The sequence below is a fragment of the Streptomyces sp. NPDC058534 genome (assembly GCF_042717365.1).
Lineage (GTDB): Bacteria > Actinomycetota > Actinomycetes > Streptomycetales > Streptomycetaceae > Streptomyces.
On sequence record NZ_JBHXNW010000053.1, the window covers coordinates 19609 to 30532 of the forward strand.

The window sequence follows — 10924 nt, forward strand, 5'->3', positions numbered from 1 at the left end:
CCCGGCGGCGCGCCCCAGACTCTCGCGGGCCACCAGCGCGCGCGTCTGGCCCCTGGCCACGCGGTACCGCCCGCGCGCGCCGGCAAGCCGCTTCCCGCGGAGGGCAAGGAACTGGCCAGGCTGCGTGCCGACGTCGGCATGGTCTTCCAGTCCTTCAACCTCTTCGCGCACAAGACGGTGCTGGAGAACGTGACCCTGGGCCAGGTCAAGGTCCGCAAGGTCGACGCCAAGAAGGCCGAGGAGAAGGCCCGCGCGCTGCTCGACCGGGTCGGCGTGAGCGCCCAGGCGGACAAGTACCCCGCTCAGCTCTCCGGCGGTCAGCAGCAGCGTGTCGCCATCGCGCGGGCGCTGGCCATGGACCCGAAGGTCATGCTCTTCGACGAGCCGACGTCGGCTCTCGACCCCGAGATGATCAACGAGGTCCTGGAGGTCATGAAGCAGCTCGCGCGTGACGGCATGACCATGGTCGTGGTCACGCACGAGATGGGCTTCGCCCGCTCGGCCGCCAACCGCGTGGTGTTCATGGCCGACGGCCGCATCGTCGAAGAGGCGACGCCGGACCAGTTCTTCAGCAACCCGCGCAGCGACCGGGCCAAGGACTTCCTGTCGAAGATCCTGCACCACTGAGACCCCGTCTCCCGAGCCTGATCGTCTGATCGTCTGATCACAGCCAAAGGAAGTTCACCATGAAGCTTCGCAAGGTCTCCGCCGCCTCGGCCGCCGTGCTCGCCCTCGCTCTGACCGCCACCGCGTGTGGCGGCGACGACAAGGACAGCGGCTCGTCCGGCGGTGACGGCAAGAAGATCACCATCGGCATCAAGTTCGACCAGCCCGGCCTCGGCCAGAAGACCCCGGACGGCTACGAGGGCTTCGACGTGGACGTCGCCACGTACGTCGCCAAGAAGCTCGGCTACACCGAGGACCAGATCGAGTGGAAGGAGTCGAAGAGCGCCGACCGCGAGACCATGCTGCAGCGCGGTGACGTCGACTTCATCGCCGCCACCTACTCGATCACCCCGGAGCGCCAGGAGAAGGTCGACTTCGCCGGCCCGTACCTGCTCGCCCACCAGGACGTGCTGATCCGCGCCGACGACGACAAGATCAAGTCGCCGGAGGACCTGAACAACGCGAAGCTCTGCTCGGTGACTGGGTCGACGTCGGCGCAGAACATCAAGGAGAAGCTGGCGCCCAAGGCTCAGCTCCAGCCCTACCCGACGTACTCGGCCTGCCTGCCCGGCCTGCAGAACGGCGCCATCGACGCGCTGACCACCGACGACTCGATCCTCGCCGGTTACGCCGCCCAGTCGCAGTTCAAGGGCAAGTTCAAGCTCGGCGGCTTCAAGCTGACGAACGAGAACTACGGCATCGGCGTCAAGAAGGGCAGCGACCTCAAGGACAAGATCAACACGGCCCTTGAGGAGATGGTCTCCGACAAGTCGTGGGACAAGGCCGTCAAGGACAACTTCGGCCCGGCCAACTACAAGAACGAGCCGGCGCCGAAGATCGGCGACATCAAGAGCTGAGGCCAGCGCCTGACGGGGTGCGTCGCCCTGAGGAGGGGCGGCGCACCGGGGGCGGGCATCCCTACACGCGGAAGCGCGGGAGATCGTGTTCGACTTTGTTAAGGATTACGACCTACTGGGAGCCTTCTGGACGACGGTGCAGCTCGCTGTGCTCTCGGCCGTCGGCTCCCTGATCTGGGGTACCGCTCTGGCCGCCATGCGCGTCGGGCCGGTGCCGCTGATGCGCGGCTTCGGGACCGCGTACGTGAACACCGTGCGGAACATCCCGCTGACCGTCATCATCCTGTTCACGTCGCTGGGCCTGAACCAGACGCTGAGTATCTCCCTCGGCGCGAACGACGTCGAGACGATCAACTTCCGGCTCGCCGTGCTCGGCCTGATCCTCTACACCTCGTCCTTCGTGTGCGAGGCCCTGCGCTCCGGCATCAACACAGTGCCGGTCGGACAGGCGGAGGCGGCACGGGCGATCGGGCTCAGCTTCGGACAGGGGCTGCGCCACGTGGTGCTGCCCCAGGCCTTCCGTTCCTCCGTCGTCCCCATGGCGAACGTACTGATCGCTCTCATCAAGAACACCACGGTGGCTGCCGCCATCGGTGTCGCCGAGGCGGCGCTCCTCATGAAGGAGATGATCGAGAACGAGGCACAGCTGCTGCTGATCTCCGCGGTCATCGCCTTCGGTTTCGTGGTCCTGACCCTGCCGACCGGCCTGTTCCTCGGTTGGCTGGGCAAGAAGGTGGCGGTGAAGCGATGAGTTCCGTTCTCTACGACGCCCAGGGCCCCCGTGCCAAGCGGCGCAACATCGTCTTCACGGCGGTCTTCATAGTGGCCCTCGCGGCCCTGCTGTGGTGGGTGTTCAGCACCCTCAATGACAAGGGCCAGCTGGAATGGGCCTTGTGGAAGCCGTTCTTCTCCGGCTCCGAGGCCTGGACCACGTACATCTGGCCGGGCCTGGAGAACACCCTCAAGGCCGCTGCCCTCGCAGTGATCATCGCCCTCCCGCTCGGCGCGGTCCTCGGTATCGCCCGCCTGTCGGACCACGTGTGGGTACGGATCCCGGCGACGGTCGTGGTCGAGTTCTTCCGGTCCATCCCCGTGCTGGTCCTGATGATCTTCGGCCTCGCCCTGTTCGCCGAATACACCAACGTCAGCTCCGACGACCGTCCGCTGTACGCCGTGGTCACGGGCCTGGTGCTGTACAACGCCTCCGTCCTCGCGGAGATCGTCCGGGCGGGCATCCTGGCTCTGCCCAAGGGCCAGTCCGAGGCGGCGATGGCGATCGGCCTGCGCAAGGGCCAGGTGATGCGGACCATCCTGCTGCCGCAGGCGGTCACCACGATGCTGCCGGCGATCGTCAGCCAGCTCGTCGTCATCCTGAAGGACACCGCGCTCGGCGGTGCGGTCCTCACCTTCCCCGAGCTGCTCGCGTCGGCCAACACGATGAGCGGCTACTACGGCGCCAACGTGATCGCCAGCTTCACCGTCGTCGCGGTCATCTACATCGCGCTCAACTTCCTCCTCACCAGCTTCGCGAGCTGGCTGGAACGCCGACTGCGGCGGGCCAAGAAGTCGACCGGTGCCGTACTCAAGGCGGACGACACGGAGGCCGCGGGAACCGGAACCGGCCGCGCGACCTGACGCGCGAGGCGGTTGATCACTTCGTACGACCATCACGGAGGCCGTGGCATGATCGCCACGGCCTCCGTCACTTGACGCAAGCAGCGGCAATAGGTTGCATACGTTCTGTGACCGTGCACCCTGCCCCAACGTCCTGTTCACCTACGTCCCCCGGGACACCGCCACGGGCAGGGGGCGCCGCACCGTGGACCCGGTGATCATCACCGGAGCGGGGCCCGTCGGGCTCACGCTCGCCCTGGCGCTGGCGCGGCAGGAGGTGCCCTGTGTCGTCCTCGACGAAGGGCCCGGCAAGGACGAAGCACGCCCCGCCCGCACCGTCGTCCTGCGCGCGGACGCCGTCGCGCTCGTCGAGCGGCTGACCGGCACCTCGCTGACGGGGCTGGGTTGCCGTTGGGCCGGATGGCGGTCCGTGCGGCGCAAGCAGGTGATCCGCGAGGTCGAGTTCGGCGACGCCGAGCCGCCGCCGCTGCACCTCGCCCAACACGAGCTCACCGAAGTCCTGCGCACGGCACTCGCCCGTGAGGCGCTGGTCAAGGTCGCGGTGGACAGCCGTCTGGACAGCGTCGAGCAGGAGAAGTCGGGCGTCACGGCGCACACCCGCGGCCCCGCCGGCACCTGGTGGCGCGGCAGCTACCTGGTCGGCTGCGACGGCCCCCGCTCCACCGTCCGCAAGCTCCAGGACATCCGCTTCCCCGGCCGTACGGCGGTGGAACGATACGCCGTGGCCGCGCTGCGCACCGAACTCCCCTGGGCCGACGAGGCGTTGCTGCACCGGATGCCGCCGTGGCGGATGTCCGGTCCGTCGGCCGGTGAGGTGGTGGGCCGCCCCCTGCCGGACGGCGTCTGGCGTCTGGACTGGCTGCTGCCGCCCGGCAAGGACCTGGTCACGCCCGAGCTGCTGGTGAACCGCGTCCGCGAGACCCTGACCGGCTGGTCCGACGGCGCGCCGCCGGCGTACGAACTGCTCGACACCGGCGTCCACACGGTCCACCACAGGCTGGCCCGCCGCTGGCGGGTGGGCCGCGTGCTCCTCGCCGGGGACGCCGCGCACCTGTTGGGTGCCCTGGGCACACAGGGCCTGGAGGAGGGGTTGCTGGACGCCGACAACCTCGCCTGGAAGCTCGCCCTCGCCTGGCATCACGGGCCGCACGAGGCGCTGCTCGACAGCTACCAGACCGAGCGGCGGGCGGCGATCGCCGCGCGGCTGCGCGCCGCCGACCAGGTGCTCCCGCTGCTGCGCGGGGGCGGCGGACTGCGTGCGTACGTCCCCGGATCGTCCCGCGGCCACGACACGCTGCTCGCCGACGGTCATCTGGGGCGCGGCGCGCTGGGTGCGCCGGGCACGTACGCCGACTCGCCCCTCGCGCCCGAGGCCGTCGCCGGGGAGGCGGAGGTCGGTACGTCGCCCGGGGCGCCCGTCACCGATGTGCGGGTCACGGCGGAGGACGGCACCTTCGTGCGGCTGCGCGACCGGCTCGGCCGCGGGGCGCTGCTGGTGGTGCTGATCGCCCCGGGGACGGGGGTGTGGGACCGCAAGCACTGGGTGACCGCCGGGATCATGCCGCGGCTGGCGGCGGCGGTGACGGCACTGCCCCACCGGGCCGAGCTGCTGGTCGCCGAGAGCTATCCCGGTGCCGCCGCGCACACGGTGCTGCTGGTGCGGCCGGACGGTCACCTGGTCACGGCGCTGACCGGGGTGCGCCCTGCCGATCTGTACACGGCCGCGGAGGCGACGCTGGGCGGGCCGACGACGGGGGCCCATGAGGGGGCGGGAGCAACGGCCGGGTCCCGCTGAGCGGGGCGTCTCGACCGTACGGCCGTCGGCGGCTCTTGGCCACTGGCGGCTTTCGGCAGACGATCACCGTCCGCATGGTGACGCTGAGTTGACCTGGCCCCATGGGGGCAGGCGGGGGCGCGGCGCGCGCGTGGCGGAGGGTCCATGTGACTCCACCCACGACTGACGTCGCGGGCTTCCTGCGTCGGTGGCTAAGCACTGTCGCAGAGGACCAGCCCGGCCCTGCTGAGCACATTGAGTGCGCCGACGTGGTCGGCGTTGGCCACCAGACCGCACGCGATGCACTCGAACTTCGATTGGGTAACGCGGTTCTCCTTCGCGACATGCCCGCAGTCGGGGCAGGTGCGGGAGGTGTTGCGGGCGTCCACCGGGATCACGCGGCGAGCGGCACTCTCAGCCTTCTGCGCCAGGATTCCGAGGAACTGTCCCCAACCCGCGTCGAGGATGCTCTTGTTCAGCCCGGCCTTGGCGGCAGCACCGTTCGGCAGGAACGCGCCGTCCTGCCCAGGGTCGGGCCTGGGCGCCGGGGCTTTGGTCATCCCGGCCGTGTTCAGCTTCTCGTGCCCGATCACGTCGTGTGCGCGGACCAGGGCGAGGGCCGTCTTGTGGTGGTGGTCAAGGCGCTGCCGCCGGATCCTGGCGTGGAGCTCGGCGACCTTGCGGGCAGCTGCCCGGTGCTTCTTCGTCCGTCGCTTCGTATGCTTCGGGAAGGTCGAAAGGTGCTGCTGGGCGGCTGTCAGCTCATCCGCCATCGTGGCGAGGAAGCGGGGGTTGGGCTCGTGGATGCCGCCCGAGTCAGTGAAGAAGTGCACCGTGCCCATGTCAATGCCGACGATACTGCCCGTTGCGGGAATCGGTTCGGCGGGAACGTCGTCGCAGGCGAGGACGACGCACCAGTGTCGGCCCTCACGCTTGACGCTGACCGTTTTGACCCGGCCCCTGACCGGGCGATGCTGGTGCACGCGGACGTGTCCGACACCTTGGAGACGTACGCGGGTCCGGGCGTCGTGGGGTGTGCTGTCCCAGCGGCAGCCGTCGCCGTCCTTCGGGAACTCGACCGTGTCAAAGTGGCCGACGCCCTTGAATCTGGGATAGCCCGGTGTCAGCCCGGCCTTCACACGGCGGAAGAACGCGGCGAACGACTTGTTCAGCCTGCGCAACGTCGCCTGCTGGCTAGAGAAGGACCAGCGTCCCTGCCGCTCGGGGTCGAAGTCGCGGATGCTCTTGAGCTGGGCGGACTGCTGCCCATAGGAGATGCTCGTCTTCGAGCTGTGCCGGTAAGCATCCCGCCGCTCCTGGAGTGCCCCGTTGTAGAGCGAGCAATGGTCGGCCAGCATCGCCCGCAAAGCGGCTTCCTGGCGGGCGGTGGGGCGCAGGCGGAACTTGTAGGCCCGAATCACGACCGGGCGTCCTTTTTCCCGGGGCGTTCCCACTGCGTGTCGATGTACTTCTTCACCGTCGCTGCCGACACCACACCGACTGATGCGGCGAAGTACGACGACGACCACAGTGTGGGCATCCGTGACTTCAGATGAGGGAACTCCGCCCGCAGCACGCGGGAGGTGAAGCCCTTGAACTGGTTCGCGACGTAGGAGGCGGATGACTTCGGGTCGTGCTTGACGAACAGGTGCAAGTGGTCGGGCATCACCTCAAGGGTGATGATCTCCCATCCGCGCTCGTTGGCCTTGGCCCGGATCAGTTCGTCCAGGCGTTCTGCGACTCGTCCACCGAGGACCGGACGGCGGTACTTCGGGCACCACACCACGTGGAGACCCAAGTCGTACACGCCACCGGAAAACCGGCGGACCTTCCTGGCCGTAGTCACGTAATTACTATACACACGCCGCAGGTCTAGCACGCCTGGAAGACGGTACAAGCGAACCGTGCAGCAGTCCCGATCTCCACTGCGGAACCATCGACCTGGAGCCTGATCAGCCCTAACTGGCGGGCATGGGTGACGCCCGTGCAGCTTGCGGTCCTTGCTGGGCTGCACCACGGCCCCGCGGTCTGCGCTGTCCGTGACCACCATGGCCTTGCCAGGAAATGACTTGTCGCGGCCCTTGCGTCCAGCAGCGGGCCGACGGACCGGGATCTCGCTGCGGTCACCGATGCCGGTCATACCGCTCGCCTCGAGATGGTCGACGACCTCGGCGAGAGATCGCAGCCGCACGTCGGGGCTGACGGTGCAGCCTCGCTCGGCGAGTAGGGGCAGCACCTCAACGACGGCCCGGGTAATGGTGGAGCAGTCCACTCCGAACCAGCCGGCCATCACGTCACGGGTGGCTCCGTGACGAAGATGGACGAGCGTGGCCAGGCGCCGGTCGACGAACACCGGCCGGTACATCGCGCCGGCGCCCACCGCCCGCTCCCGCGGTCGGGAAACAACGGACCGATCTCACTGACGAGTTCAGCAGTCCCTCCGTCGCGAGACCCGTGTTCCGCCGATTGCTGATGAGTCACCGTACCCGTCGAGTTCCCCACCACCCGACCATGATCAACCACCCAGGATCGACGTCTCACCGCCAACCGTGCACAAGCTTGTTAGTTGGAACGGCTGAATCGGGAGATCAAAACGCCGTGCCGATGCCGTCCACTTCTTCCCCAACCCCGCCGCACCGGACTCGCTCGGCGCCGCGCGGTCTTGGCCCAAACATCTGCCGTGACTACACCACTCCACGGGACATGACTGCTTCTGTCGACCCCGTGCCAAAAAACTGTGGACGCAAAGCAAACACGAACAACGATCATTGAGGCATTCTGATTAACAAGCAACTGGTGCTACTGAACGGTGGTTGAGGCGACATTCTGTGCCAGAGCTGGAGCTGAACCCCACAGGCGCGCTAGGTCATGAAGTGACGGAAGGAGAAGGGGAATGCTGCAGAGTATTAGCCCTCGGCGTCTTATCGCCGGGTCGACGGTCGGGACTGTAATGGGAGCCATGATAGTTCTCGGGTCGGGAACGACAGCCCTTGCTACGGACCTAAGCGTTAAGTCGCATCCGTCTGGTTGCAGCTATGGAATAGCTGACTCCTACCGGACCTGGGCTATATGCAAGCACAGCAATGGTGGCCACTACCGGGCTATTGCGAATTGCAAGGAACCTGGGACTGGCAAAGTGTCGTCGGTAGTGGGGAACTGGCAGAGCGGTGGAACTTCCTTCGCGTACTGCTACGGCTCCTCTCGCCCCTCGGTAGCGGGTGTCGAGACGAAGGTCAATTAAGACTCACCAGGCATAGAGGCGGCACGCGTGGTGTGATCTATAGGGATTCGATCGAGAGGGAGTTAGCGGAAATGAAGAAGCGTTGGTCAGTGCTGGTCTCCGGCGGCTTTCTAACAGCATCCATCCTCGGCTTGCAGGGTACGGCGTCGGCGACTTCCGCTGAGCCCATGACGGTAAAGGCCCACCCGACCGGCTGCTCCTACAGGATTGCGAATTACGACGCGAATCGGGGAGCGGAGGCCGAGTGCACACGGAGCAATGGTGGGCACTACAAGGCAATCGTAGTGTGCGTGCGGTACATCGGCGGTGACAGAGTGTCACGCGAGGCGGGAGTCTGGAAGTCCAGCGGCCCCTCCATCGTGTGGTGTCCGCCGGAGACGTTCCCGGAACATGCGGGGATCATGACGAAGGCTTCATAGGTAATTGAATCAACCATGAGGGTCCGTCAGGTTACTGACGGACCCTCATGGTTGTTCAGGACTGGGTCTTCGCGTGAGAGCGGTTGACTGCCTGCTGGCCTGTGGAAAAGGTATCCCAGCGGCCACAGGCTATCGACACTTGGTGGGCGAAGTGGCAGGCCGGCGGGCGGGAGGCGCTGGTCATGCGTCCTCGAGGCAAGCCGGTCGGTGTGCACCAGGTTCTCGCGGAGGACGAGCACGCCGCAGTGCGGCAGGCGGTCCTCGACCACCGGCCTTGCGACGTGGGCCCGAGTGGGCAGTTGTGGACCCGGCGGCTGGTGGGCGAGCTGATCGCGAAGCTGTACCGCGTGCGGCTGACCGGGCCTGGTGTGGGCAAGTGCCTCAACCGCTGAGGGCTGTCGTTCCAGCATCCGGACAGGGGGCCGTCGAGCAGGACCCCGAGGAATTCCGGCGCTGACACGCCGAGACCTGGCCGAAGATTCACACAGGCGAGGCTGAGGGCAGTGAGATCCTCTTCGCCGACCAGGTCGGGATCCGTTCCGCCCAAGGTCACCGGCCGCACCTGGGGCGAGAAGGGGAAGACTTCCGCGGTGCGGCGGAGCGGGACCCAGTTCTTCGTGAACGCGATGATTGCGATCACTACCAACGGCCGGATGCACTTCATTGTCTTCACCGAGAGCTTCACCGCCCAGGTGATTTGCCGCTTCTTGGACCGGCTCGCCGGCCACTTCAACCCCACGGTCCACCTCGTGGTCGACGGGCACTCCGCACACCGCTCCAAGAAGGTCCGCGACTGGCTCGTCGACCACCCCGACGACGTCGACCTGCACTTCCTGCCGCCGTACTCGCCCGAGCCGAACCCCGAGGAGCTCGTCAACGCAGACTCAAGCGCAGCCTGCCCAAGCGGCACCGGGCTCGCGATCAGGCCGAACTTGCCGCCGAAACCCGCCGCTTCTTCCGCAGACGCCAGCGACAGCCGCACATCGTCCGCGGCTACTCCAGCGGCCCGAACGTCCGCAACGTCCTGTGCCAGAACCTCATAAGTTTCTGATCAATAGAGACGGTTTTCTTGGTCGAAAACCCATCTACCAAAGGCTTCACCTGCCTACAGCCCAACTGCCCAGCCGCACCGCCAGCTTGGAAAACGCTTAGTGACTATCGCACGAGGTGCGGGAGGCAGACATATCTGGAGTAGAGGGCGAGGACACAGTTTGCCGTAGGGGTCATATTTACTCCCTCTCCCGTAGTGACCTCATTCGATACTTCCTGGGTGAAATTCCATAGGCCATCTTGAAAGCGCGACTGAACTCGCTAGCCCGGAGAAATCCCCTCAGCTCACCGATAGTGTGTATTGGTGTGGTGAGCATGGTTGGATTATCCAGATCGTGGCGAGCGCCTTCTAGGCGTTGTCGACGAACGCTTGCGGCCACTGTTTCACCATGTTTCTGCCATTCGAATATGCGGTGCAGGTAACTGACTGAAATATGGTGCGCTGCCGCAATATTGCGCGGCGACAGTTCAGGGTCGTGCAGGTTCTGGCAGATGAACGCCTCTATCTGCCTGAGAAGAATCTGGCGACGAATCTCTCGCGGCGAAGCCGTATTGGTTTCCGATACTTGGGCGAGCCAAGCCGACACCAGGTCAATCACGACCGCTCCCAGCGGCGCGGCGTTGCGCGGCTGAAGTGCTTTCGCCTCCTGCGCCAGCCCGGTGAGATACCCCGCGAGTATGGCGCCCATGCCCTCACGCCCTGATAGGCCTTGCCCCAGTAGCGGTCGCACCCGGTTTTCAGGCAGTGGCAGAAGCGTCTTGGGAAAGTCGACGCCTACTCCGGTAACGAGCGCGTCCGCCTTCTCATCGGTCGGCTGGAGATCATAGGGCTGCGAATCGTCGACCATATGCAGATCACGGGGGGCGAACGTGTGAGTGCTCCCGGCGTACTCGAGGGTCAGCCCTCTGTCGAAGAGTAGCGTCAAGTGGTACAGATTGGAACCGGCTTGTAGCGACTCCTTAGGGCTCAGTCGGTAGCGCGTGGGTAAAGTCGACGTCGGCCAGACTTTCACCTGCCCCAGCTCCATCATAAGGAGTTCCGCTCGAAAGTCCTCAGTATGTGCGCTGCTCATGTCACTGGGGCGGGTGCGGCCGACAAGGGAACACCAGTATTCGAATCTGTCGCCGACAGGCACATCATTGGTTCTAAACACAGTCCCGATCACGACCACACCTCACTCTCCGCGCGGCTCCCGGCTCCCGGCTCCCGGCTCCCGGCTCCCGGCTCCCGGCTCCCGGCTCCCGGCTCCCGGCTCCCGGCTCCCGGCTCCCGGCTCCCGGC

At 66.3% G+C, this 10924-nt stretch carries 10 protein-coding genes and 1 pseudogene; 7 read left to right on the forward strand and 4 right to left on the reverse strand.

Annotated elements, in window-relative coordinates; genetic code table 11:
* The 5 genes from ACFWR9_RS28280 to ACFWR9_RS28300 form a co-directional block, all read left to right on the forward strand.
* A partial coding sequence (locus tag ACFWR9_RS28280; RefSeq protein WP_383846726.1) for an amino acid ABC transporter ATP-binding protein occupies positions 1-627 on the forward strand: 627 nt, incomplete at its 5' end.
* Positions 628-686: 59 nt separating this feature from the next.
* A complete protein-coding gene (locus ACFWR9_RS28285) occupies positions 687-1523 on the forward strand; it encodes a glutamate ABC transporter substrate-binding protein (protein WP_383846728.1) in 837 nt (278 codons plus the stop codon).
* Between the two features lie 85 nt (positions 1524-1608).
* Complete coding sequence (locus tag ACFWR9_RS28290) at positions 1609-2274, forward strand: amino acid ABC transporter permease (RefSeq protein ID WP_383846730.1); 666 nt, start codon at positions 1609-1611, stop codon at positions 2272-2274.
* On the forward strand, positions 2271-3158 hold the full coding sequence (locus ACFWR9_RS28295; protein ID WP_383846731.1) for an amino acid ABC transporter permease: 888 nt from the start codon (positions 2271-2273) through the stop codon (positions 3156-3158). Before ACFWR9_RS28290 ends, ACFWR9_RS28295 begins: the two co-directional genes overlap by 4 nt.
* A gap of 184 nt (positions 3159-3342) precedes the next feature.
* Positions 3343-4953: an FAD-dependent monooxygenase gene (locus ACFWR9_RS28300; protein WP_383846781.1), complete on the forward strand. Its 1611-nt coding sequence runs from the start codon at positions 3343-3345 to the stop codon at positions 4951-4953.
* 191 nt (positions 4954-5144) lie between these two features.
* Here the strand turns inward: ACFWR9_RS28300 and ACFWR9_RS28305 are convergent, their stop codons facing one another.
* From ACFWR9_RS28305 to ACFWR9_RS28315, 3 genes and pseudogenes are all read right to left on the reverse strand, one after another.
* Positions 5145-6353 (reverse strand): RNA-guided endonuclease InsQ/TnpB family protein, encoded by a 1209-nt coding sequence (locus tag ACFWR9_RS28305; RefSeq protein WP_383846733.1) that lies wholly within the window; start codon positions 6351-6353, stop codon positions 5145-5147.
* Positions 6350-6778 (reverse strand): IS200/IS605 family transposase, encoded by a 429-nt coding sequence (gene tnpA, locus ACFWR9_RS28310; RefSeq protein ID WP_383846783.1) that lies wholly within the window; start codon positions 6776-6778, stop codon positions 6350-6352. Before tnpA ends, ACFWR9_RS28305 begins: the two co-directional genes overlap by 4 nt.
* Before the next feature lie 420 nt (positions 6779-7198).
* Positions 7199-7297 (reverse strand): annotated as a pseudogene (locus tag ACFWR9_RS28315) (transposase); the annotation flags it as partial.
* Positions 7298-8774: 1477 nt separating this feature from the next.
* Here ACFWR9_RS28315 and ACFWR9_RS28320 point away from each other — a divergent pair.
* Both ACFWR9_RS28320 and ACFWR9_RS28325 read left to right on the forward strand, forming a co-directional pair.
* Positions 8775-8984 (forward strand): hypothetical protein, encoded by a 210-nt coding sequence (locus ACFWR9_RS28320; protein ID WP_383846735.1) that lies wholly within the window; start codon positions 8775-8777, stop codon positions 8982-8984.
* Between the two features lie 198 nt (positions 8985-9182).
* A complete protein-coding gene (locus tag ACFWR9_RS28325) occupies positions 9183-9635 on the forward strand; it encodes a transposase (RefSeq protein WP_383846785.1) in 453 nt (150 codons plus the stop codon).
* A 186-nt stretch (positions 9636-9821) separates the two neighbouring features.
* Here ACFWR9_RS28325 and ACFWR9_RS28330 read toward each other — a convergent pair whose 3' ends face one another.
* Positions 9822-10808 (reverse strand): helix-turn-helix domain-containing protein, encoded by a 987-nt coding sequence (locus tag ACFWR9_RS28330; RefSeq protein ID WP_383846737.1) that lies wholly within the window; start codon positions 10806-10808, stop codon positions 9822-9824.
* Positions 10809-10924: the final 116 nt, after the last annotated feature.

What these genes read in the sequence shown, in the direction of transcription:
- ACFWR9_RS28285 (WP_383846728.1), top strand. Translation starts at nt 687, where the DNA reads ATGAAGCTTCGCAAGGTCTCCGCCGCCTCGGCCGCCGTGCTCGCCCTC.
- ACFWR9_RS28295 (WP_383846731.1), top strand. Translation starts at nt 2,271, where the DNA reads ATGAGTTCCGTTCTCTACGACGCCCAGGGCCCCCGTGCCAAGCGGCGC.
- ACFWR9_RS28320 (WP_383846735.1), top strand. Translation starts at nt 8,775, where the DNA reads ATGCGTCCTCGAGGCAAGCCGGTCGGTGTGCACCAGGTTCTCGCGGAG.